Raw genomic sequence first — 23,533 nt, 5'->3', positions numbered from 1 at the left:
CTCAATCCACCACGGATGTCACCCGTATGCTTCTACTACTGATCCTTGCTTACTTCGGCGGCGTGCTGACGATCCTTAGTCCGTGCATCCTGCCGGTGCTGCCCTTCGTCTTCGCGCGAGCGGACCGCCCGTTCGCACGCAATGGACTGCCCATGCTCGTTGGCATGGCCCTCACTTTTGCGGTAGTCGCCACGCTTGCCGCCGTGGGGGGCGGTTGGGCCATCCGCGCCAACCAATATGGCCGCCTGCTTGCCCTTGCTGTGCTTGCCGTGCTCGGCCTTACCTTGCTCTCCGAGCGCGTCGCCGAATGGATCAGCCGCCCGTTCGTAGCGCTAGGCAACAAGCTGACTCAGCAAAGCGACAGCCATGATGATTCGGTGCTTTCGGCCGCAGGCCTGGGTGTCGCAACGGGGCTGCTGTGGGCGCCATGCGCAGGCCCCATCCTGGGATTGCTGCTTACGGGAGCGGCTCTCAACGGAGCCAGCGTCCAGACGACGGTATTGCTGCTCACCTATGCGGGCGGCGCCGCGACCTCGCTTGCGCTGGCACTTGCCATTGGTGGCAAGGTGTTCGCCCTCATGAAGCGTTCGCTCGGTGCGGGCGAGTGGGTGCGTCGCGCCCTCGGCGCCCTGGTGTTGGCCGGCGTCGCCGCCATTGCGCTGGGCTTGGACACGGGGTTGCTCACCCGCGTCTCTCTCGCTAGCACCGGCGGCATCGAGCAGAGGCTGATCGAAGTGGCACGCCCGGCATCTCCCGCGCAACCCGTCGCCAAGGTCGGTGAGCCGTTGTCGATAGAAGGCGAGTTGCCTCCGCTCGACGGCGCTACCCAATGGCTCAACAGTCCTCCGCTCACAGCGCAGTCGCTGCGCGGCAAGGTGGTGCTGATCGACTTCTGGACCTACTCCTGCATCAACTGCATTCGCACACTTCCTTACGTGCGTGGCTGGGCCGACAAGTACAAGGATCACGGACTTGTAGTCATCGGCGTGCATGCGCCCGAGTTCGCCTTCGAGAAGGATCCGCACAACGTTACCCATGCCGTGAAGGACCTCGGTGTGGACTACCCGGTCGCGCTCGACAACAACTACGTCATCTGGAAGAGCTTCGGCAACGAATACTGGCCGGCGCATTACTTCGTCGACGCCAAGGGTCGAATTCGCCACCACCATTTCGGCGAGGGCGCCTACGCCGAGAGTGAAGATGTGATTCGCCAACTGCTGACCGAGGCTGGCCAAAAGAACCTGCCAGCTGGCTACGTACAGCCCAATGCGAAGGGCGCAGAAGCCGCCGCCGGCGAACATGACGACAAACTCTCACCAGAAACCTATGTGGGCTATGCACGGGCCGAAAGCTTTGCCGGCGGTCAGATGACGCATGACAACAGCTCGACCTACCGCGCACCTCAGACACTGACAGCCAACCAGTGGGCGCTCGACGGGCACTGGACAGTCGGCGAAGAAAACGCGCGGCTCGATGATGCTGGCGGGCGCATCGCCTATCGTTTCCATGGCCGCGACCTGCACCTCGTGCTGGGTCCCGGCCCCGACGGCAAGCCCGTGCGCTTTCGCGTGCTGATCGATGGAAAGGTGCCTGGCCCCGACCATGGCATGGATATCGATGCCGATGGCAATGGCACCGTCACCGTTCAACGCCTCTACCAACTCGTGCGGCAGGCCAACGGCAGCGGCGAACACACCTTCGAAATCACCTTCCTCGACGCTGGCGTGCAGGCATACGCCTTCACCTTCGGTTGAGCGGCGCCGTGGGCAAGAGCGAGATCTCATGGTTCGTCCCCAAGACGTCGCGATAGGGGAGCGGCACAGCCCTCCCACTACTCTGGTCGTGGGCTGTAGACCCCTTGGCCATGGCGGCACCTAATCAATCTCTTCGGAGAGAAGTCCATGCTCACGACCATCAACTGCCATTCAAAGGCGCCACAACATCCATCCATCATCAGCTTGGCTCGATGTGTGGAGCCCGACGCTTCGCTTTTGACTGATTGGTGGAACAGCACAGCTATTGCCGAACTCGGAAACATGACCCCAAGGGAACTCGTCTTGATGGGAAAAAGTCGCGATCTGAAATGGTTTCTTCGATCGATCCTCCGCGGAGATCGAGAGTGAATGACTACCAAGCGGGCGTGCGCACACAAGTGGAGTTACGACAGCGACAACAAAAATGGTCCGCTACGGGTCGGAAGCGGACCTAGGCGGCAATAAAAGGGGATGGAAGTAGTTAGCTGATGTAACTGCCGCCGTCCCTTTTTGGTCCCAGGTCGTAACCGTGTGCCAAGTTCGGCCGTCAGGCCATTCAGTCGGCATGCCGGCCGACACAGGGGTAGCGCGTAGCGGTAAACCCCTACAGCGGCCCATGGCAGCCCTGAGTACTCTCGAGGGGTCGCTCGCGGTGTCTGTTCACCGGTTGCCGCGAGTGACCATGGCAGTGATGTCATGAAGCGCGGGCCGCGAGTGCGTCAACACTCACGACCCGCTGACCAAAGCCAACCTTAGGAGTTGATCTTGGCTACCCACGATCATACGGCACGCGCACGCCTGCCCGTTCCCACCGGCAGCACCCACACTCCTCCACCCGACACCCTCAAGGGGTCGGCGTCGGCACACCCCTCCCCGCCCGTGTTCACCCGCGAAGACCTCGCCCTGGCTGCCTATGCTCTGACGCGTCTGCGCATCGATCACGAGCAGTGCCTGCACGCCCGCACCCAAGGGTTTCCCCACAAGTCGTTGGAATGGCCGCTTTCGGCCTCCGTGGCCATTGCAGTGGCCACCGCGATCCAGTGCCTTGAACGTCTGGTGGATGGGTCCGGTGAGGCGTTGAGAGTGAACGCTTAGCCCCGTCCTGTGATCGTTCCCCGTGGCGCATCGATACCCTTCGATGCGCCACACCTGGGCGATCACGCACAGCGTCGCAGGACATTCCCCGACACGCATCGATGTCATCCCTGATGCGTCGCCTTGCCGTGCCTGACCGGAAAATCCGATGAACCTGATTCGCCTCGACCCGCATCTGCGGGTGGACCCTTCACAGCGCCTGCGCACCCCCGGCGAGGTGCTGAAGAACGACTACCTGATACCCCGCGCCATGACCCTCTCCGCCCTCGCCCGCCGCACGGGGATTACCGTGACCAGCCTGCGGCGACTCATCATGGGCGAGGTACCCATGCGCGCCAACTACGCCATCCGCCTCGCCGTGGTGCTCAACACCAGCGCGCTCTACTGGATGCTGCTGCAAGTGCAGTGCGATCTGGAGCGGGAACGGCGCGGGCGCGAATTCGCGATAAACGAGCCAAGTGCTTCTTCGCGTTAGGTCGCCCAGAAAAGGAAGCAGAAAAGCGCTCTGAGCCCCTTTTCTTGGTTCCGTGCACATCTCTCCCTTTCCAACTTGCGATGTCCGCTTCGGTCGAAAGCGGACACTCCGACTTCAAGATCGACGAGCTCTTCGTATCCGCTCGCGTTACTTCCGAAGATCAATTCGACGTTTTGTGGTCGCATCTTCGAAAACAGCCTGCTCCAGTCGCCACTGCCCCATCGCTTCCACACCTTCGACGTAGATCTTGCCCTTGCCTTTTGGGCCCTCTGCAGAAAAGGCAAGGCTCGCCTTCCCATTGGGCCCGGACATTTGAATGCTTCCCATCGGAATACCTGTCGTGATCGGTGAACCGAGGACCTCCGTTACCTCCCGGCTCAATCTCAACTCGCTGACGGCGAGTTGGTAGGCACCGGAATTCTTCATGGTCGTCGCGACGGTCCAAAAGATGCCGCCGAAGATCAGAACAAAGAGCACGGGGGTAATGCCACCCCATAGGGCCCACTTGCGCTGTGTTCGCCGGAAGTCCTCGATGCTGTTCCAGCGCCTGTTTTGCCAGGCCCATGCACTTCCCTTGGCCCCGAGCACGAACCACATCACGAGGTTGACGAACGGGACGAACATGAGGAACGCAATGAACGTGCTATTCCCTATCCCCCAAATCCAAGTGAGTAGAAAGGCGCCCCAGTTCCAGCGATCAACTTCCGGCGGCACGATCGCTCGAGAACCACCCCCTGACGTGTTTTCCATTCCCTTCCCCAAATTCTGAATTCTATTGAAGCCCATATCGGGTTCGCTTTGAGTCGGAAGCGGACATTCCCGCAATGTTGCCTCTGGCCTTCAGAGCCTCTCCCGCTCCTTCGACCGAAGGGCGATAAATATGAAAGCGGTGACGACAACACCGAAGGAAGCGCTACTACGCAAGGCTGGAGGGAGCGCAATTGAGAGTAGGAATGGGACGCTCAGAACCATGCACTTGATGAAAACTACGAGAAGCACAAACACAGCCATCAAGCCAAACGCGCATGCCCCAAAGGCGACAGCCTTGAATAGCTTCTCCATACCCATCCCCAACTAGCCCCTGACTCCAATAGTGCCTTAGCGGCCAACCCACTGAAAGCGTCCGCTATGGGTCGGAAGCGGACGTTTCAATTTTGCGCCGCGAACGATATCTACGCTCTTTCGCCGGCTACGTCAGCGGCAACTTTTCGAGACGCATATAAAACAACATAACGATGCCGAGGACAGCGTACACAGCCAAGAAAGCAGCGAGCGCAACTGCAAAACCCCAGGTTGGGTAAATGACTGAGGCACATACAATCACGCCAGCGACAACGACCAACACGGCAAGTGTGTTTTGTTCCGCAAGCAAGCGCGACTGCTTTCCGCAGCCACTGCACCGGTAAGGCCACCTCCTCGTAGCTGAGAGTAGGCGAATCGCGCTCGCGCGAGCCCCACAGTGCGGACAAGTATTCATAGCGATGTGGCGCCGATCATGTTTCCCCCATGCCCTTACTTTGGACAAATCCACCAAAGCCGCAACGTCCGCTCCGGGTCGGAAGCAGTCATAAAACCAGTACAGTAGCCGTCCTGACCCGGCCTTCAAACAGCTCGAATACGGACCCATGGCTTAGGCGGCCTATTGGGGCGTCGGGGGCCAGAAACCGTGCTTCCGCCTCAAAAGGTCCGCCTCGCATTTTGTCCACCGAAGGTAGAAGCAGAACGATGCTCCACGTATCGCCGTTAGGCCAATCGTGGTCATCTGCAAATCGAGCGACCGTTGAGTAGGTTCCCAAAGTTGGCAGTCTCGCCAACTTCTCTCCCGACCATTCGACTTTGACTTTCACGAACTCTGCCAAGATTGTCCCTCTACACGGTTCCATTTAAGGTCTGCTTCGGGTCGGAAGCGGACAGTATAAGGAGTCCGCATATTCGGGTCGTCGATCAATAATCACTGCAAGCGAGCCTTGAAATCGTCCACGCACTGTTAGCAGACCCAGTGCCGGCCATCCAACGTACAGAACCCGATGTTTAGCTTACCGGGACGACCAAGATCCGAGAACTTGGCCCGGCAGAGTGCGCAATGGTCATGATTATCTTCGTCGTTGGACAGGCGCCCATTCACGACGTATGAGCTCGACGCCCGGGGTCACCACCGCATCAGCCGTCGCTCTCGACGCTGACCGCGCCCCAGTCTGGATATGAAAACGACCTTCGAGCGCCAGGCCGATTTGAATCGTATGGTGCGCATTTTCCGGCACCGTTCCTTTACGCCGTGTTTGAGCCGATCGATCAGGCAGGAACGACGTCAAACGCAATGGTCAGGCGCCGATCCTTCTCGCTACCAGAGAATGGAACGGTGCCGTGCCACATCCAGGAAGGAAACAGCGCCAGAAGTCCCGGCTCGGGTTTAAGAAAAAATTCCGGGTCGAGTTTGCGATCGGAGGGCCCAAGCAAGGGTTCACCTAATTTCAGCCACCCCTCACCGCCTTGCTTGCCCAACGTCTCCGGCAGTTCGATGTAGCAAACGGAAGACAACCATCCCTGGCCATGAAAATGGTTGACGTGATGACCTTGAGGCCGCAATCGAACGGTCCACATGCCATTGAGCTTGTAGCGCATCGTGTTACGGCGACGGAATACATCCATGCCATGCCCAATGGCAGCCATGTATTTACGAATAAGCCCATCGATGGCTTGAGGGAATGCATGAAGCGCGGAATCCTTCAACGCTTCTAATTCGATGCCAATCTGAGAACCCCGGCGTAGCGTCTGATTCACGGGATGCGCATTGAGCTGATGAAGCTCATGAAGGCTCCGAGCGAGATCCGCGAGGTAAGCGGCAAGCGTCGACCACCCGGCGGGCGTTTCCAGCGGCGAAGCCCTTACTAAGGCGTTGTAGTCGAACAACTCCTGATAACGCGAATCCCCTTTCCATCGCCATACGTTCCCCAGGAGGGCGATGGAATGGTTGTTGTTCGGATGAATCTGCAGGCCGTGCATTGCGACCTTTTCGGCATCGGCGACACGCCCGGCGGCAAAAAGGGTGTCTCCGTAGATAGCCACGACGGCCAGATCTCTTGGTGCAAGACGAAAAGCGCATTCGGCATGAAAGAGCGCGCGAAGAGGCTGCTCCGCGACCAGCGCCTGAGCTGCTGCCAATCGCAACTGCAGGTTGTTGGGATCGCGTTCCAGCCCTGCTTCCAGTTCAGCCACAGCAGCTGCCGTGTGGCCAGCGCTCTCGAGAAGTTTCGCTTTCGTAACGCGAAGGCCGGTGGCGTGTGGCTGTCTTTGCAGGCTGCGGTCAAGCTCGTGAGTTGCCAATGTCACATCACTGGTTTGCATCCAGATCAGTTCGGCGAGCATGACCTGCGACGGCTCATGGTCTGGGTTCAATTGCACCGCACGACGAAGCTCCGATTCGGCTTCCTGGAATCGACCGCACTCGTTGAGAGAGCGCCCGAGAATGTATCGCGCGCTTGGCCGATCCGCACCTTTGTGAATGGCGCGCTGTGCGGCTTCCGCGGTTGCGAGCGGCTGTCTGGACTCTCCCAAGGCGGTGGCGAGACCCAGTTCTGCGAGGCCGTTATGTGGGTCGGCTTCTATGGCTTCTTTAAACGCGATGATCGCTTCTGCATGCCGCGCCATGGCCAACAGGATTTGCGCGCGAAGAAGTAGAAGATTGGCTGACCGATTCGCTTCGCCAGCGAGTGTTTGATTCACCAGATGAAGCGCTTCACCCGGGCGGTGACTGGTCATCAACACGCGCGCGAGATTGAAGCTGATGGCAGGGTCGCCGGGAAGCATGACAAGCGCCCGCCGCAATTCGCTTTCCGCTTCAGCTAAAAATCCTCTTGCAGCCAAGCCCAGGGCCTGCACGGCGATGGCCTGCGCTTGCTGAACTTTTAAAGACGGCCTTCCATCGTGCCCCATATCCATATGGCTCCACTTCCTGTGAACGATCAGATCGCGTTTACGCAACCGTCACCAAATTGACATATCCCATGATTGCGTCAAGTGCCTTCAAAACAGGGCTCGCACGCCACAGCGCAACTTCATACGATCTTGCACAGTGCGAAGAGGATTGCCCCTATCGATCTTCATGTGATCAGCGTCAACACGATGCTCAGAATGGCCGTGCGGCGCATGCCGAATTCCTTTCGAGAGACGGCTGGCATGCTAGTCCCGCGGCGCTCCGGCCATTACCTGCCTCTTCGCGATTTCATCGTTTCCCCAGGTCAATAATCGACGCGGTGATCCGCAAGCGTTGAATGCTCGGGCTAAGAACGCAGGAATCTGCGCCAAACAGGCTTTCGATGATTTAGCGCTTACGCACCGTGGTTCTCGCTGGCGCTGATTTGCCGGGAGACTTTCAGTTATGCGTGGAGGGAGATGGCGAGCGGGCGGCAAAGCACGCTAACCACAAGGCCGGCTTCGTTAGCGACATCGAGCATCGGCGACCTTACCCGACCTCGACAGCAACCTCGAAGCTCGCCGCTATCCATTTGCTTATGCGATCGACGCTATGGGTGGTCTTACCTTCCTTTTCGACGTTATCGTTGCTGTCGCCAAGAGAAGCCACCGCTCCGTATCGGCCTGAGTTCGCGCTCTCGCATCACGGGGTTTGATCAAGCATAGGTACAAAGAGCTGGGGTTCTGAGATGAAGCACGTCTATCTGGACTACAACGCCAGCACGCCGATCGATCCTGCGGTGCAAGCTGCGATGCGGCCTTATCTGCCTGACGCGTTCGGCAATCCGTCGAGTGGGCATTGGGCCAGCCGTCCAGCGAAGGCGGCGTTGGACCGTGCACGCCAACAGGTCGCCTCGCTGCTCGGCGCTCAGCCGGACGAAGTGGTCTTTACCAGCGGCGGCAGCGAAGCGAACAACCTGGCCCTCAAGGGCAGTTTCTTCGCGTTGCGGGATAAAGGCGATCACATCATTACGCAGGTAACGGAGCACCCTTCCGTGCTGAAGCCTCTCGCGTTCCTGGAACGCCTCGGGGCTTCAGTCACCTATCTGCCTGTGGATTCGTCGGGACAGGTCGATCCCGAAGCGGTGCGTCGGGCCATCACGCCGCGCACGGTGCTCATCAGCATCATGCACGCGAACAATGAGACCGGCACGCTTCAGCCCATTGAGGCTATTGCCGCCGTCGCGCGTGAGCGCGGCATCCGCTTTCACACCGATGCCGCACAGTCCGTGGGCAAAGTGGCGACACACGTCGAGAAACTCGGCGTCGACCTGCTCAGCGTGGCGGGGCACAAACTGTATGCGCCCAAGGGCGTTGGGGCGCTGTATGTCCGTCGCGGCACGACGCTGGAGCCACTGATCCACGGCGCCGGACATGAACACGGACTACGCGCTGGCACTGAAAGCGCGCTGCTCACCGTAGCGCTGGGCGAGGCATGCGCATTGGCGCAGGACGTCGGCCAGGTCGCAACTATTCGCACGCTGCGCGATCATTTCTGGCAGTCGCTGCAAAGTCAGTTTGGCGACCGGGTGGTGCTCAACGGTCACGCCACGCAGCGGCTACCCAATACACTCAACGTTGGATTCGTTGGCCAGATTGGCGCCGACATACTTGCGAGGCTCGAAGGTGTCGCTGCCTCTACCGGCTCCGCCTGTCATGCGGGCTCCGTCGAGTTATCGCCGGTGCTGGCGGCCATGGGTGTGAGCGAACGCGTTGGCATGGGCGCCATTCGCTTCAGCCTTGGGCGCGGCACGACGCGGGACGATATCGATGCCGTCGTCAGCGGCTTGCAATCGATGGACATCACCTGACTGCGATGACACTCGCGCCTGGTTTTCGCCGGATGACAACCCGGCTAAACGGCTTCGCTTTTGCGCGATTGAGACTGCGTCCCTGGCCGCGTGTCTGAAACGATGGATCCGGAGTCGAGCGCAATCACGCGATCGGCCATAGCGAAGTAACGGTCATCATGGCTGATCGCGATGATGGTTTTGCCGTTGGCTTTCAGCGCCGGCAAGAGCGTGCAATAGAAGTAGTCCCGGAAATGAATATCCTGATCCGCGGCCCACTCATCGAAAAAGAAGATATCCCGATCCTCCGCATAACACTGGAGCAAGGCGAGCCGCTTCCTCTGCCCCGTGGACAAGGTCAGGCGGGATAGCTCACCTTTCGCCGTTTGCACCTGCGTGCCAAGGTCAAGCACATCAAGCAGGTGTTCGATGCGCTCATCCGAAAGCGGACTTCCCGTGGCGCCGAGGACATGAGGGAATAGAAAGAAGTCGCCAAACACCCCGGTGAACCGTTCGCGGTACGAACGGATGTCCGCATCGACCGGCAAGTCATCGATGTAGATGCGCCCTTTGTCTGGCGCTATCAGCGAGCTCAACAGAAGCAACAACGTCGACTTACCGCTACCGTTTCCACCGACAATGAACAGCATCTCGCCACGGGAAACCGTGAGATCGATCGGGCCGACGATGGGTTTCGAAGTGGCGTTGCCCGGATAGCTGTAGCAAACCCCCTCCATTCTTATCTGGCTCCACCTGCCGAACGAATGCCGTTCGGTCTGGCGCTGCTGATCTTCGTTGAGCTCGACGCCCAGATTCATGCCCACGCGCTCGAGGTGACGCAAGCTGGCAGCCCCTACGGCAACCTGCCTGCCCGCGCTCACAATAAAGTTCACCGGGCCGCTGAGAAACACCGCACCAATCACGAAGTGGATGATCGTGTCCTGCGTCAACGCCAAAAAGGCGTACCCCAGGTAGACGATAAGAAAGATCGCGCCGTACATAACGGCCATCGACCAGGCCTCGTTAAGACCAAGACCGGCGTAGGCCCGCACCATGATGCCTCGCGCGCGAAGAATGGCGGGATTCATCAGCTCCTGGGTGAAATGCACGGCGCGCTGTGCATTCAGCGTCATCTCCTTCTTGCCATCGCTGATAAAGCGGAAGTACTCGAACACCTTCTCGTTAGCCTGACGAAGTTCGTCGAGCTTCTCCCGCAGGACGCGTTCAAGCCGTAACGACGCGGCCAACGTGGCACACAGGAAGATGGCGAGAATGCCCAGTAGCGCCAGCGACACGGTGGCGAGGTAACCCGCATACAACGAAGCAAGCAGCAGGTTGTACGCCAGCAGAGGGGCCACCAGCGCCATGGGCGCTATGTTTGCAACGTCCTCGATGAGCGAACCGAATACGGAATGCTTCTGGTCCGCCAGTTTCTCGTACTCAAGCTCAATAAAGCGCTTCGATAACTCCATGCGAAGCTGCGCCACCAGGTTGCCGCCCAGCCGGGCGAGCAGCACCTGCGATAAGGCATTGGTCGCAAACAAGGCCACCAGCCACAGGACGCCCGTCAAAAGCGGGCGCATCGCCTGGCCATGGATCCCCTCGGATGCAAGTCGATTGATATGCGAGAGCAGCGCAACCGTGGATGCCGCGCTGGCACACGACAGCAGCGCTGCGCCAGCGAGCGGCCGGTAGAATCGACGTAGAAAGCGCTTCAGGATCATCGGCCGCCCACTCCCTTTGCCTTTGACTAAGCCGTCAGGAGTTCTTGTTCAAAGGATTGGCTTCTGACGTACTCGCCTGTGCGGCACTCCATCAGCAAGGGCGACGGGATAGCACACTCCGGATGCATGCGAATGAGCTGGTGGATCGATCCGGAGATGCCGCTCATCAGGCCCGGCGAGAAGGCATCGCGCGCGAGGCCACCGACAATGCCATGCTCTTCGATGCTGGACAGGATCACCGCGGCTCCCGGCATCGCTTCAGGCGGCACGAGATCCGGCACCAGTTTGCTGGCACGCATCATCAGCTCCCACATGCTGAGGTCGCCATGGCACAACGTGTGACTGTATCCCCAGCCGCCACTACGTGCTGCCAGCACGGCACGGCGCAACGTGCTCAGGTGTCGCGCGTCACCTGTTCGCGCATAGAGATCGCACGCCGCCAGACCGATGCCGACGCTGCCGTGACACCAGGTATTGGGGAAGTCCTTGCTCTCCGGCTTGCGCACATCGATCCAGTTGCCGGCACTGGCGTCGTAAAGCGATTCTTCGAAATCGAATGCGCGATCACCCAGCGCAAGCCATCGCTTGCGATCGTCTTCACTGCCCGCCTCGCTCAATCCAAGACGGGTCAGCGCCCAGCCAGTGCCAGTGGCGCCATGAGCAAATCCGCCGATGGGCTCATCGAAAATCGAGGCAGGCCATCGCGCGCCGCGCCAGTCGATGATCGCCGCCTGTTCCAGCCGCCGGCCCGCTTTGGCCGCCAGATCGAGCCAGCGTGATTCGCCCGTCGCCTCTGCAAGCTGGAGCAACGGCACGATGGCGCCAGACACACCTTCCAGGATGTCGAATACACGCTCGTTCTCGAAATCCCATTGTTCCAGGGATTCGCCCTGCTTTCTCGCCATGGCGAGAAAGTCCGATTGAGGCTGCATGCCGTGCAGCGTGAGCCAGGCAATGATCTGCGAGCCCAGACCGATGAACGCGCCTACCGCCTCGGCTTCACGTACCCGTTCGGTGTTGCGCAGCACCTGGAGCACGCCATCCAGGGCCTGCTCTACGCCTTCGACTTCGTCGGCCCTGCCCTGCCGCATCTCCGCGAGATAACCTGCCAATGCAATGGCAACACCACATAAACCAACGTAAAGGTCGGACTGAAGGCTGCGCATCGCCCATCCGCTACGCCCGAGAACGGGGCTTATCCAGGTCATCGTTCCATCGCTTCCCCGCACGGAAAGCTCAAGCAACTCTTTCAGCGTGAGCGCCGCCATGGAGCGGCGGCGGCGATCGAGGTTGCTTGCACTGGGATGCCTGGCCTTGAGGTCGTAGGGGGCGCGCTTGTCGTCGTTCAGTCGTGCGTTGAGATGCAGCGTGACGAGCGCGCCACGTATGGTCAGCTCTTCAAGGTCGACGCGCATCGCCTGCCAACCGTTGAAGACCTCATCGAGCTGGTTCTGGTCAAGCTCGTTGGCAAATACCGGGACATCGCCGTAACGCATGTCATCGATTTCGTCATCGATCACCGCCCGCTCGGACGATGCGATTTTGCCGGCGGCCGCTTGCTGCGTCAGGAGATCGCGCGCTCGCTCGATAGCGGCGGGTTCGTCATGCAATGACGCGGGGTGCCATAGCATGCGCATGACCTCAACGTAGACTTGCGTCGGCCGTTGAATGTGCCGGATACGGCAACCACGAAACACGGTGAGTTTTGACGCAAGAGCCCCTTCGTCGTGAAGTGCCATGAATCGGCCGGTGAGCTCTTTGAATCCCGCAACGATGTCGGCCCAGAAGTGGGAGATATCCGGATTGGCGCAGGGGTGATTCTTCGCCATGTCCAGATCCACGCTCACCAGCCCAACATGGGCATCGGTGGTGCCGTGCTGAACGATTTCAGGAACGCGAATCTTAGGTTGCTGCCCCGGCAACGCGCCGATGCCAGAAATATCCACGCCATCGAGCCCGAGCACCGGTGCGCGGAACGGCACCAGGCCCGTGCGGAGCACTGACGAGCGAATCATTGCCTCGGCGAGATCCACGGCTTGCCCGAGGTCAGAAGGCGCTAGCAACGGATCGGGCACGAAAAGACTTTCCACGTCCACCACATAAGGCACCGGACCGGACGCGATCAGGTTTTCATGATGGATATCAGTGCCACCCAGGAGCCGCATGACGGCGAGCCAATGGCCGATGTTGCGATAAAAGGTCGCCAGTTCATTCTGGCTGGTGCAGTACCGGTGTTCCGCAAATGCGGTCCAGCCGTACGGGCCTCGATCAAGCACCTCGGGAACCTTGATGTGGTTCTCTTGCCCCTGAAAAAGATCGTCCAGAAAACCGGCGAGCGCTGCGTCAATTCGCAGAGAGCGCGGCTTGTACATGACCGTGCCGCCGCTGAACTCAATCTGCGCCACGGTATGGCCGCCATCGTGCACATCGCCTTCGCCAAGCCTGACGGCACGAAGCACGCCGGCTGGCGCACCCAGCAAGCTGGAAAGCTGATGGCGATCGGATGCGATGCGCTCGGCCAGGTCGACGATGGCGGCGCCCTGTTGTCCGAGTGTCGCGTTCAGGCGATCCTGGAGCACCGGGTAGCGCCGCCTTAGCGCCGCCTTGAAGTCCTCGCGTGTTGCGAGATCCAGAAACTGAGCGAACTTTCCGCTCTCATCCGGTGCAGTGAGTTGCCCGGAGAGCTTGGCTGCATGCAGCTCGAGCAGAAGTACGCGATTGAGCTTTCGCTCGCCACTGTCGCGCAATGCCCTGTCGGCTTCCCTGGCGAGAACGGCCGCTTCATCGGCGCTCAGATCAGGAACGGACAAGAGCCTGTTGACCACCGACCGCCTGATATCAGCCGTCAGGAAGTCGATGATGACAGCAAACGTTTCAATCGAAGGCACGTCACCCATGGTCAACACCTGTCAAGCAAGGGAAAGACTTGTGCGCAAGGCGCGATAAAAACAGCCGTGGCCAAAGCCACGGCTGCTATGAAGGCCTGCTATCAGCAGCAGAGACCCGGCCGGGAGGCCGTACAGGAACTGCAGTGCGATACCAGGGCGATATCGGTATTGGTAATAGCAGCGATCGTCACTGCATGACCTTCGGTGTAGAGCGGGCCCGCCGGATTGGCGTAGCCGTTGACGCTGTCAGAACCGTTCAGCCAACCTTCCACGATGTTATCGGTTTGCATATGTTGCACTCCTTAGATGGTGGTTTGGACTAAGCGCTCATGAAAATCGCACGTGCCTTTATCGCAGTGAGCGCTGCTGCGATGAAGTCTGTGATGGTGGGATGCTCACGTGGAGCTGGCGCTCATCTCACGACGGCGCGAAAACATGGGGAGCAGAATGGGACGGCTTTCTGTTGCCGTACGGGCCCGCGAAGCATTCGCGAAGCGCACACATGGCCGATGTCGTGGAGAGGCATCGAAAGCGCTGCACAAAGACCGGGGTGAGCGATGACGCTTCGCTTCCACAGCATCCCTGCTCCGTACTGCCTGATCCATCCGGTTGTGCCCCCTTGCATGCGTCTGGGTCACTGTTGTGACCTGGTCCCTGGCACGCCTCGGCAGGCGCGCCCCGTATGCCCAAGCTTCTAGTCAAACATCCACTGGCGTGAAGAGCTCGTGACCTCTGGAGAACGAGCGCGACGCAAGGGTTGCCTGCAACTCATCGTCAGAATCCTGGAAGGCCAAGACATTGAGAGCTCGCGCACATGAGTGTTGTGCGTTACATCACAGTTCATCGCGATGATTGAGCAGCAGCGTCGCAAGCTTTTGCACAACGCGCCCTGCTTCACCGTTGCATGTGGCGCTCTTCACATGTGTCAAAACGCGAAGAACGCGACAGCTCTCAGCTAGCCAGAAGAACAGGCCAGGACGCGCGGCACTTCCATGCGGCAGCGCCGGTGAGACGCGTCTTGATCGGCAATAAGATCATGCACGCAACCTGGTGCCGCGTGCCAAGGATCGCTTTACTCAGTAGCAGGCTGCGGCATATGCGCGGGCAAGGGGCCGAAAAACATGCGCCTGATCTTGTCGCGACCGACGGCACGCGCGAACTCTTCGAAAACACAGTAGTTGCCGATCAGCACCAACAGCAGGATCTGGATGGCCACAAAGTGTGCCCAATTGATGTTGGCGAGCAACTCGCGATAGGCCGCACCGATGTCGTGCGTTTCCTTCCAGAAGTCGTAGAGCTTTTCAAGGAAATGAATGATGGTTGCCACGATGGTGTAGATCACCGTTTTCCACGCCGCGTTCCATATCAGCGGTTTTTCGGGAAACCGGTTGATGAATGGCAGCATGTTGGCCAACAGCACCGACTTGCCAAGGATAAGCGCGGCAATGGTGACAGCGGCCGTCGTAGGCAGCGCAATTCCCGTGCCTTTCGTCATCAGCGCGCGAACGATAGCCACGATATGCAAGGCCACAAAGAAAAAGATCGTCGGCGGCAACAACTCCAGAAATTCATGCTTAATCTTGGCGGTCAGCTGGCTCATGCTCTCACTCCTGAGATGGTTGGCTTCACCGGTGCCCGCCAGGGCTGCCATGCGCATGAATTCGTGAGCGGCCAGCGGAACAGGTGTTTCGTGCGAGTCGATGTGATTGCCGGCTCGATGCGATCGAGCGATTGCAATCACCATGCGCTTGGGAAATGTCGATGATAGGCAGCACCACCACAACCGTAGAACTACGGTGACCTGTGTTGAGGCGTAGGCGCTCGCGGGAATTGCTGTAGGCACGGCCTAGCGTGCTTCACAACAACTGCGCTGCTCTGGCGGGGGAGATCACCAACCAGACGTCCAGGAGCCCAAAACGCATCGCGCCCCATAGATCAGCGCAGCATCACAACGCCGCAAGAAATCGCGGCACCCCGCAGCAAAAGCACCACGACCAAACCGCTGACAACAAATATAAATCAAGGACTTGGATCAACCCCACGAATTTGCCGTACCTTAGCCCGGTTCCCGCTCTTACGGCGCACCGATGGCTTCCTCGCTCGACACAATCTGCCCTCGGCAGCCCGGCGACGGTGGCGTGTTCGCTTACGTCCCACCGCCGATACGAGCGACCCATCACGACCGGGCCCCGGCCCTCTCCCAGAATAGTTGTCTGCCCGCGTCAACGCGCGGCCGCCGCGCCCGTTCGACGTTTCGCCGCGAACGTCGATGTGCCGCTCGCGGTCTTGACGAGGCGACTGCGATGACGCGGACAAACCACCCTATCCCCACGTGCGCTCCGCACGGCCCTGCCCCCCACACCGTGGCATTACCCATCGACCTTTTCCAACCCACACTTACCACCGGTGTCGCTTGAACCCATCTATTGCGCATTCCAGGCAGGAGCCGCTTCCGCGAAAGGGAATTTTTCGCATCCTCGTTTGCCGGCCAAATCATCGGCTGGGCAACATGCTTTTGATTACGCCGCTTATCACGGAGCTGGAGCGCCTATATAAGGGCGCGGAGATCGACATCATCGCCGAGGGCGATATCGGCAAAGAAGTGTTCTCCACCTTCTTCAGCGTGAAGAACATCTATTGCCTGCCCAAGCGTGGCTTCAAGCATCCGTGGTCGTTTCTGCGCCTGCTGAGCAAAGTGCGCAAGACGCGCTATGACCTTATTGTGGATCCGTGCATCGGCTCGGGTTTCAGCCGCGCGCTGACGCGTGCGCTCAACGGCACCTATAAGCTCGGCTTCGACGACAAGTGGGCCGGCTCAGGCTTGACCCATGCTGTACCAGAAGACGCAGCGCTGCGTCATATGGCTCATCGGCCAGTGAATCTGGTGCGCTGGGTGCCGTCGCCGGAACACGTCGACGATCAGCAGTACCCTATGCTGGATATCCGGCTGACCGATGTGGAGCTCGCGCAGGGGCGTCAGGTCATCCACGAACTGCTGGACGTGCCAACGGAAACATCGATGCCGCTGGTGGTGGGCATCTTTGGCAACGCCACGCGCGCCAAGCGCTATCCCTCGGAATGGTGGCGCGAATTTCTCGACACGTTCCGGGCGCAGTGCCCCCAGGCCCGTCTCATCGAAGTGGTCCCGATGCATGGGCACTCCATGTTTGGCGCCGAGTGGCCAGGCTATTATTCGACGGATATCCGCCGGATGGGCGCGGTCATGGCGGGCATGGACCTGATGATTACGGCCGATTGCGGCGTCATGCATCTCGCGGTGGCTTCCAAAGTGCCCACCGTCGGCATGTTCTCCGTGACAGACGCCACGGTGTATGAGCCCTATGGCATGGGCAGTTGTGCGTTGGTGACCAAGGGACTGACCGCGCAGGAGGTGGCCAGCCGTATCGTCGCCAACTATGCGCAGCTGCTCGAGCATAAGGCACCCGCAGGCGTGCCCTGGCAAAATCCTCCTACGCTTGAGCAGCAGGTTCGGATGTAATGAGTGAACACCGCAGGAAGCCGCGCGACATCGCGTCGAACCACGCCGATGTCAGCGGGATGGATGCTTATCGCCCTGACGATGCCCGCGGCGGCGCGGGTGGACCCGCCGCCACAGCACCGCTGTCGCCACGGGAGCGCCTGCAGCGCTGGTGGCTGATGCTGGGCGCCTTGCTGGTGCTCGCGGCCGGTATCGGCATGCGCGGCCCCACCCCGTCGGACGAGCCACGCTTCGCGCTGGTGGCTCGCCAGATGGTGGAGTCGGGCAACTGGCTGATTCCGCATCGCGGCACCGACTGGTACTCAGACAAGCCGCCCACCTTCATGGCGCTGCAGGCCTTGTCCTATGTGGTTACCGGCCATTGGTGGGTCGCCTTCCTGCTGCCGTCGCTGCTCGCTTCCATCGGCACGCTGTGGCTGATCTACGACCTTGCGCGGCGCCTGTGGGGGCATCGCGTGGGTCTGTGGGCGGGAGGCGCCCTGCTGTGCACCATCCAGTTTGTGTTTCAGGCCAAGCGCGGGCAGATCGACCCCACGGTGACGTTCTTTCTCACCGCAGCGAACGTGGGCCTGTTGCGCCACTTCCTGTTGGGGCCGGATTGGCGAGCGTTCTGGTTCGGCTGTTTCGCAGCGGGACTGGGTGTGATCACCAAAGGCGTGGGCGTTTTGGCATTTCTCATGCTGGTGCCGTGGCTGGTGGCACGCCATCAGGCGTGGCATGGTTTGTCGCCCATAGCATTCCGTCCGCTGCACTGGCTGGGCGGTATCGCCGCCTTCGCCGCCGCCATCGCGCTGTGGCTGGTGCCACTGTTGCTCTACGTGCATACGCACGACAGCCAGACTGCGCGCGCGTATGTGCATGACATCTTTTTCAACCAGACGGTGAATCGCTACGTCCATCCGTGGAACAGCATTCAGCCGCCGTGGTTCTACCTCGAAGTGATCTTCACGTCGTGGCTGCCGCTTACGCTCGCCGTGCCAGGCCTGCTGCCCGCATGGTGGGAGCGGCTGCGCTCGCGCGATGCACGCCTGCTGCTGCCGTTGGCGTGGGTGGTGATGCTGATCGTGTTTTTCAGCCTGACCCGCGCCAAGCGTGACGTGTACATCATGCCGGCGTTGCCGCTGCTGGCGCTGAGCGCAGCGCCGTTCCTTGAAAACATCATGCAGCGGCGTTGGGCGCAGTGGACGGCCATCGGCTTTTTGCTGGTGCTCGGTGTCGCCACGCTGGGCGCGGGTGCTGCCGCGTGGATCGCCCACCCGCCAGCTGCCGAGCGTTTCGTTGCGGCACGCCAGCTGGGTGACCAGGCCGCGTGGCTGTGGAGCATGTTTATCGCCATGGGTGCGTGGCTGCTGTGCGCTGCACTGGTGTTTCGTTTGCGTCGCGCTGGGTTGGCGATGCTCGCCGGTCTTGCCGGCGTGTGGCTGATATGGGGACTCGGCATTGCGCCGATGCTGGCACGCGCGAGTTCGCCGGCGGCGCTGGCCGCACGCGTGGAGCAGACCATCGGCCCCCAAGCCGAACTGGCCCTGGTGGCGTGGAAGGAAGAACTTCCGCCGGTGTTCACGCGCAAGCTCACCGACTTCGGTTTTGTCACGCCGTGGCACACCCAGCTGAGCGACGCGATCCTCTGGCAGAAAGAAGCCCCTGAGCAGCGCTGGGTGCTGGTGCTCGCCGATGTGACGCCACCGTGTATCGATCCTGCCGCCACCAAGGACATGGGTGTCACCAGCGGCCGCGACTGGCGGCTGTACCGGTTCGATGCCGTGGCGCCTGCCTGCCGCGACGGCCATGTGCCGACCGGCGGGGTTGAGGACTGGGGCGGCATCGATATCCGCCGTTGATTTGCCGGTGCGGGTGCTACCCCCGCATCGCCGCTTTTACTACTTTTTGTTTTGAGTCCACCACGTGATCCTTTTCGATACGACCGGCCAGCCCACTCGTTCCACGTTGCACCCGTGGCTCTCGTGGGGCGCACGATGGTCATGGCTGCTGTTGTGGATCACCGCCGCGCTGGTCGCCATTTTTCAGCATGGCCCCATGCCGATGTTTTCCACGCGCACGCTGTCCGTGGCTTGGGAAATGTGGACGCGGCACAGCTTTCTGGTGCCATACCTCAACGGTCTGCCCTATAGCGACAAGCCGCCCCTGCTGCTGTGGCTGATTCATCTGGGATGGGCCGTGGGCGGTGTCGGCGATGTGTGGCCGCGCCTGCTGGAAGTGATGCTTGGTGCGACCGAACTGGTGCTGGCTGCGCAGCTGGCGAAGCGGTTGTTTCCTGACAAACCGGTCATCGGCCACCTCACGCCATGGATCCTGATGGCGTTTACCTACGGATTCTTTTTCGGTCTGCAGGTGATGTACGAAGTGCTGCTGGCCGTATGCGTGCTGGCCGCCCTGCTCTGCCTGGTGCCCACGCCGAAACGCGAGGCACCACGCTTCGCTTTGTTCGCACTCGCCGTCAGCCTTGGTCTGCTGACCAAGGGACCGGTGATGCTGCTGCACGTCGCGTTCCCGTGGCTGCTGGGTCCGCTGTGGAACGACTGGGCAAAGCGCGAACGCCGGCGCTGGTACGGGCGCGGCGTGCTTGCAGTGCTGGTTGGCTGCGCGGTGTTGCTGGCGTGGGCGCTGCTCGCTGCGTGGGCGGGCGGCGAGGCGTACCGGCACAAGTTGCTGGTGCATCAGACGGCGGGGCGCGTCGTCGACGCCTTCGCGCATGCCGAACCCTTCTGGTGGTACATCCCGGCGATTCCCGTGCTGGTGCTGCCGTTCTCGCTGTGGCCACGCGTATGGGTGGCCGTGGGCAGTTTGCGCCGGCCATTCGAGCCCGGCATGCGCTTTCTGTTCGCATGGCTGGGGCCCGTGTTGCTGGGCTTCTCGCTGGTGAGCGGCAAGCAGCCTTATTACCTGCTGCCGGAATACACAGGCTTTGCCATGGTGATGGCAGTAGCGCTCTGGCGTATGCATGAGCGACAGCCCAATGGCCGCCGCTGGCTTTCGCCGTGGCCCATGGCGCTGGCGATGGGCGTTCTGGGCGTGGCGCTGATCGTGCTGGAACATCAGGTGACGCACGGCAAGCTGGTCGACCCGCAGTTCGCCTCACTGGCCATGGTCAGCGTGCCGTTTGGCACGCTATTCCTGCTGCTGGCGTTGAGCCTGGTGGTGATACGCAAGGGCGAGCTCTACCGCGTGGCGTTGGTCGGCCTGATCGCTACCGTCGCCGCCAATGGCCTCTTCACCATGTCGTTGTGGCCGGCCTACGACTTCACTCCAGTGGCGTCGCTGCTGGCCAAGGCAGAAGCGCGCGGACAGCCAGTGGCCAATCTCGAATCCAACGATGGCCAGTACACCTTTCTCGGACGCCTGCAACGCCCCGTCGAGCAACTGCACGGCACCGAGGCGCTCAAACAGTGGGCGGAAGACCACCCCAATGGCCTGATCATCGTTTACCCGAAGCGATTGAGCGAAGCGGACCACGCGCATGCGGTCTATACGCAACCGTTCCGTGGTGTCTGGCTGGCGATATGGCCTGCGCCGGAGCTCGTGCAGGCATTGCCGGAAGAGCGGCTGTAACGTCGCCTTCGGACGTTCGCATGTCGTGATATCCGAGAGGCTGCTCGAAGTCTTCGCTTCCGCACCACATCGGGATTCGTGCCGCACCGTCACCCATACCTCACCGTCATCCCAGCGAAAGCTGGGATCCAGTGCCTTTAAGCGCTAGGTGAAGTCGAAAGTCGCTGGATCCCAGCTTGACCAGCCTTCGGCTGTTGAAAAGCGCCTCGCTGGGATGACGATGAGGCGATGACGAAGTCGCGTAGAGATTCTGACGACTGCTGAGCTCAACGCTCGCGCGATCTCATCGCGCGTTGACGCGCAGCCCGCTTGGCGCCCGCGGCTCGGCTGGCAGTGCTGGCACCTGCCGTCTTCTTGGACGTTGCACTCTTTTGGGCCGGCACGTCGATGCCCGCCTCGCGTGCCTCGGCCAGACCGATGGCAATCGCCTGTTTGATCGAGTGCGCGTGATGCCCGCCCTCGCCCATGCGATCGATTTCCTCGCGCACGAATTCGCCGGCCTGCGTACTGGCCGACTTGCCTTCACGCATGTCCTTTCGCGCACGTGCCAGGGCTTTTGCTGTCGGCATCACGCTGCTCCGGTAACGGAAGGAGGCGTGATGCTGCCGCGAACCCCGTGAAGCACGAGGCAAGGAAAGCTCAAACCGTTGTAGGAGCGCCGGAGGCGCATGCCCGGTGCGACAGCAGATGTGCTTCGCGTCGCGCGCGCTGCCTTGGCACTCCACGGCTCAGGCCACCACGTTGTCCTCCGCCGGGTCTTCCGCTGCCACGAACCCACCGGTCTGGCGCCGCCACAGCCGTGCGTACAAGCCACCCTGCGCAATCAGCTCGGCATGTGTGCCGCTTTCGACGATATGGCCCTTGTCCATCACCACCAGGCGATCCATCCGCGCAATGGTGGAGAGTCGATGGGCGATGGCGATCACGGTCTTGCCGCGCATCAGCAGTTCCAGGCTGTCCTGAATGGCGGCTTCTGCTTCCGAGTCCAACGCCGAGGTAGCTTCGTCGAGGATGAGAATGGGCGCGTCTTTCAGCAGCACGCGCGCGATGGCAATACGCTGGCGCTGGCCACCGCTGAGTTTCACGCCACGCTCGCCCACATGCGCGTCATAACCGACGCGACCCTCGCCATCGACCAGTTGCGGAATGAACTCCTCGGCGCGCGCTTTGCGCACCGCGTCGATCACCTGCGCTTCGGTCGCATCCGGGCGGCCATACAACAAGTTGTCGCGGATCGAGCGGTGCAGCAGCGAGGTGTCCTGCGTGACCACACCGATCTGCGCGCGCAGGCTCTCCTGAGTCACGTTGGCAATATCCTGCCCGTCGATAAGGATGTGCCCACCCTCCAGGTCGTACAGCCGCAGCAGCACGTTCACCAGCGTCGACTTGCCCGCGCCCGATGGGCCCACCACGCCGATTTTCTCGCCGCCACGTACGGCGAGCTTGAGGCCGGAGATCACGCCGCCCTTTTTGCCGTAGTGGAAATGGATGTCGTCGAAACGCACGCCGCCTTCGGTCACTTCCAGCGGCAAGGCACCCTCGTGGTCCTGCACGGTGCGCGGCTTGGAAATCGTCTCGATGCCGTCCTGCACGGTGCCGACATTCTCAAAGATGCCGTTGATCACCCACATGATCCAGCCGGACATGTTGTTGATGCGGATCACCAGGCCGGTGCTCAGCGCGATGGCGCCCACCGTCACTTTGCCCTGACTCCACAACCACACCGCCAGCGCCGAGGTGCCCACGATCAGGAAGCCATTGAGCGTGGTGATGGTGGCATCCATGGCGGTGGTCAGACGCGTCATGGCACGCATGCGCTTGATCTGTTCGCCCATGGCGTCGGCCACATAGGCTTCTTCACGCTGCGTGTGGGCGAACAGTTTCAGCGTGAGGATGTTGCTGTAGCCATCCACGATACGGCCCATCAGCCGTGAGCGCGCTTCCGACTGCCGCCACGAACGCTCCTTGGTGCGTGGCACGAAATACCGCAACGTGGCCACATAGGCCACCAGCCACACCACCAGCGGCGCGGCCAGCCAGTAGTCCGCCTTGGCAAACATCACGATGGCGCTACCGGTGTAGATCGCCACGTACCAGATGGCGTCGACGATTTGCACCGCCGATTCGCGCAACGCACCGGACGTCTGCATGATGCGGTTGGCGATGCGGCCGGCGTAATCGTTCTGGAAGAAGCCCAGACTCTGCCGTATCACATACCGATGATTCTGCCAGCGGATGCGGTTAGTGAGGTTGGGTACGATGGCCTGGTTCACCAGCAAGTCGTGCAGGCCGATCAGCACCGGACGCGCGATCAGCGCCACGAACCCCATCCACAGCAGCTCACGCCCATGCTGCCGGAAGAAGTCGGCGGCAGGCGCACCCTTGGTCATGTCCACGATGCTGCCGATGAAGCCGAACAGCGACACCTCGACAATGGCCACGCCAAAGCCGACCACCAATGCGGCGGCGAACACCGGCCACACCTGGCGCAGATAGAACACATAGAAGCGCCACACCGACTGTGGCGGCATGCCGTCGACGGGCTCCTTGAAGGCGTCGATCAGCGACTCGAACCAACGGAACAGCATGGGGATCGTCCTTGGGGGAAACGGGCGCGTGGCAACTGTTGGGTGAAGGCACGGAGGGAGAGTTTCAAGTCGCACTGGCTTCTGGCGCTCCCACAGAAGAGAACGACCCGACGCCCCGGGGCACTTGCATCCCGCAAATTCTACGATATATCTTAAGACTGTTACTTACGATATATCG

At 60.9% G+C, this 23,533-nt stretch carries 15 protein-coding genes; 7 read left to right on the top strand and 8 right to left on the bottom strand.

What is annotated here, in order from left to right; translation table 11 throughout:
• Positions 1 to 26 precede the first annotated feature (26 nt).
• The 3 genes from OQE56_RS01110 (at position 27) to OQE56_RS01100 (ending at position 3,324) form a co-directional block, all read left to right on the top strand.
• On the top strand, positions 27 to 1,754 hold the full coding sequence (locus OQE56_RS01110) for a cytochrome c biogenesis protein DipZ (RefSeq protein ID WP_267220710.1): 1,728 nt from the start codon (positions 27 to 29) through the stop codon (positions 1,752 to 1,754).
• Between the two features lie 765 nt (positions 1,755 to 2,519).
• A complete protein-coding gene (locus OQE56_RS01105; protein ID WP_267220708.1) occupies positions 2,520 to 2,849 on the top strand; it encodes a hypothetical protein in 330 nt (109 codons plus the stop codon).
• 148 nt (positions 2,850 to 2,997) lie between these two features.
• Positions 2,998 to 3,324, top strand: a complete 327-nt coding sequence (locus tag OQE56_RS01100; protein WP_267220707.1) for a HigA family addiction module antitoxin — start codon at positions 2,998 to 3,000, stop codon at positions 3,322 to 3,324.
• A gap of 147 nt (positions 3,325 to 3,471) precedes the next feature.
• On the opposite strand, the gene OQE56_RS01095 is transcribed toward OQE56_RS01100, so the two are convergent.
• Together OQE56_RS01095 and OQE56_RS01090 are read right to left on the bottom strand one after the other, a co-directional pair.
• Positions 3,472 to 4,074 (bottom strand): cytochrome c oxidase assembly factor Coa1 family protein, encoded by a 603-nt coding sequence (locus tag OQE56_RS01095; protein ID WP_267220706.1) that lies wholly within the window; start codon positions 4,072 to 4,074, stop codon positions 3,472 to 3,474.
• A 1,542-nt stretch (positions 4,075 to 5,616) separates the two neighbouring features.
• The gene (locus OQE56_RS01090; RefSeq protein ID WP_267220705.1) at positions 5,617 to 7,263 is read right to left on the bottom strand and encodes a tetratricopeptide repeat protein; all 1,647 of its coding nucleotides are present in this window, start codon (positions 7,261 to 7,263) and stop codon (positions 5,617 to 5,619) included.
• A gap of 722 nt (positions 7,264 to 7,985) precedes the next feature.
• Between OQE56_RS01090 and OQE56_RS01085 the strand changes: the two genes are divergently transcribed.
• Positions 7,986 to 9,107 (top strand): cysteine desulfurase family protein, encoded by a 1,122-nt coding sequence (locus tag OQE56_RS01085; protein WP_267220703.1) that lies wholly within the window; start codon positions 7,986 to 7,988, stop codon positions 9,105 to 9,107.
• A gap of 44 nt (positions 9,108 to 9,151) precedes the next feature.
• Here OQE56_RS01085 and OQE56_RS01080 read toward each other — a convergent pair whose 3' ends face one another.
• The 4 genes from OQE56_RS01080 to OQE56_RS01065 all read right to left on the bottom strand — a co-directional run bounded on the left by OQE56_RS01080 (position 9,152) and on the right by OQE56_RS01065 (position 15,298).
• Positions 9,152 to 10,810, bottom strand: a complete 1,659-nt coding sequence (locus tag OQE56_RS01080; protein WP_267220702.1) for an ATP-binding cassette domain-containing protein — start codon at positions 10,808 to 10,810, stop codon at positions 9,152 to 9,154.
• 26 nt (positions 10,811 to 10,836) lie between these two features.
• Entirely contained in the window at positions 10,837 to 13,707 is a 2,871-nt protein-coding gene (locus OQE56_RS01075) for a type 2 lanthipeptide synthetase LanM family protein (RefSeq protein ID WP_267220701.1), read from the bottom strand.
• Positions 13,708 to 13,799: 92 nt separating this feature from the next.
• Positions 13,800 to 13,988 carry a DUF6229 family protein gene (locus OQE56_RS01070; protein WP_267220700.1) on the bottom strand — a complete coding sequence of 63 codons (189 nt, stop codon included), beginning with the start codon at positions 13,986 to 13,988 and terminating at the stop codon, positions 13,800 to 13,802.
• 782 nt (positions 13,989 to 14,770) lie between these two features.
• On the bottom strand, positions 14,771 to 15,298 hold the full coding sequence (locus OQE56_RS01065) for a hypothetical protein (protein ID WP_267220699.1): 528 nt from the start codon (positions 15,296 to 15,298) through the stop codon (positions 14,771 to 14,773).
• A 909-nt stretch (positions 15,299 to 16,207) separates the two neighbouring features.
• Here OQE56_RS01065 and OQE56_RS01060 point away from each other — a divergent pair.
• The 3 genes from OQE56_RS01060 to OQE56_RS01050 all read left to right on the top strand — a co-directional run bounded on the left by OQE56_RS01060 (position 16,208) and on the right by OQE56_RS01050 (position 20,767).
• Positions 16,208 to 17,197 carry a glycosyltransferase family 9 protein gene (locus tag OQE56_RS01060; RefSeq protein WP_267220698.1) on the top strand — a complete coding sequence of 330 codons (990 nt, stop codon included), beginning with the start codon at positions 16,208 to 16,210 and terminating at the stop codon, positions 17,195 to 17,197.
• Positions 17,197 to 19,038 (top strand): ArnT family glycosyltransferase, encoded by a 1,842-nt coding sequence (locus OQE56_RS01055; protein WP_267220697.1) that lies wholly within the window; start codon positions 17,197 to 17,199, stop codon positions 19,036 to 19,038. Before OQE56_RS01060 ends, OQE56_RS01055 begins: the two co-directional genes overlap by 1 nt.
• A gap of 64 nt (positions 19,039 to 19,102) precedes the next feature.
• Positions 19,103 to 20,767: an ArnT family glycosyltransferase gene (locus OQE56_RS01050; RefSeq protein ID WP_267220696.1), complete on the top strand. Its 1,665-nt coding sequence runs from the start codon at positions 19,103 to 19,105 to the stop codon at positions 20,765 to 20,767.
• 266 nt (positions 20,768 to 21,033) lie between these two features.
• Here the strand turns inward: OQE56_RS01050 and OQE56_RS01045 are convergent, their stop codons facing one another.
• Both OQE56_RS01045 and OQE56_RS01040 read right to left on the bottom strand, forming a co-directional pair.
• Complete coding sequence (locus tag OQE56_RS01045) at positions 21,034 to 21,336, bottom strand: DUF6496 domain-containing protein (RefSeq protein WP_267220695.1); 303 nt, start codon at positions 21,334 to 21,336, stop codon at positions 21,034 to 21,036.
• 159 nt (positions 21,337 to 21,495) lie between these two features.
• Positions 21,496 to 23,352, bottom strand: a complete 1,857-nt coding sequence (locus tag OQE56_RS01040) for an ABC transporter ATP-binding protein (protein WP_267221847.1) — start codon at positions 23,350 to 23,352, stop codon at positions 21,496 to 21,498.
• Positions 23,353 to 23,533: the final 181 nt, after the last annotated feature.

The organism is Dyella silvae (assembly GCF_026421305.1).
Taxonomy (GTDB): Bacteria; Pseudomonadota; Gammaproteobacteria; order Xanthomonadales; family Rhodanobacteraceae; genus Dyella; species Dyella silvae.
The sequence above is the reverse complement of the archived record's forward strand: the minus strand, read 5'-3'. Positions and strand labels throughout refer to the sequence as shown.

What these genes read in the sequence shown, in the direction of transcription:
- OQE56_RS01110 (WP_267220710.1), top strand. Translation starts at nt 27, where the DNA reads ATGCTTCTACTACTGATCCTTGCTTACTTCGGCGGCGTGCTGACGATC.
- OQE56_RS01100 (WP_267220707.1), top strand. Translation starts at nt 2,998, where the DNA reads ATGAACCTGATTCGCCTCGACCCGCATCTGCGGGTGGACCCTTCACAG.
- OQE56_RS01095 (WP_267220706.1), bottom strand. Translation starts at nt 4,074, where the DNA reads ATGGAAAACACGTCAGGGGGTGGTTCTCGAGCGATCGTGCCGCCGGAA.
- OQE56_RS01090 (WP_267220705.1), bottom strand. Translation starts at nt 7,263, where the DNA reads ATGGATATGGGGCACGATGGAAGGCCGTCTTTAAAAGTTCAGCAAGCG.
- OQE56_RS01085 (WP_267220703.1), top strand. Translation starts at nt 7,986, where the DNA reads ATGAAGCACGTCTATCTGGACTACAACGCCAGCACGCCGATCGATCCT.
- OQE56_RS01080 (WP_267220702.1), bottom strand. Translation starts at nt 10,810, where the DNA reads ATGATCCTGAAGCGCTTTCTACGTCGATTCTACCGGCCGCTCGCTGGC.
- OQE56_RS01075 (WP_267220701.1), bottom strand. Translation starts at nt 13,707, where the DNA reads ATGGGTGACGTGCCTTCGATTGAAACGTTTGCTGTCATCATCGACTTC.
- OQE56_RS01070 (WP_267220700.1), bottom strand. Translation starts at nt 13,988, where the DNA reads ATGCAAACCGATAACATCGTGGAAGGTTGGCTGAACGGTTCTGACAGC.
- OQE56_RS01065 (WP_267220699.1), bottom strand. Translation starts at nt 15,298, where the DNA reads ATGAGCCAGCTGACCGCCAAGATTAAGCATGAATTTCTGGAGTTGTTG.
- OQE56_RS01060 (WP_267220698.1), top strand. Translation starts at nt 16,208, where the DNA reads ATGCTTTTGATTACGCCGCTTATCACGGAGCTGGAGCGCCTATATAAG.
- OQE56_RS01055 (WP_267220697.1), top strand. Translation starts at nt 17,197, where the DNA reads ATGAGTGAACACCGCAGGAAGCCGCGCGACATCGCGTCGAACCACGCC.
- OQE56_RS01045 (WP_267220695.1), bottom strand. Translation starts at nt 21,336, where the DNA reads ATGCCGACAGCAAAAGCCCTGGCACGTGCGCGAAAGGACATGCGTGAA.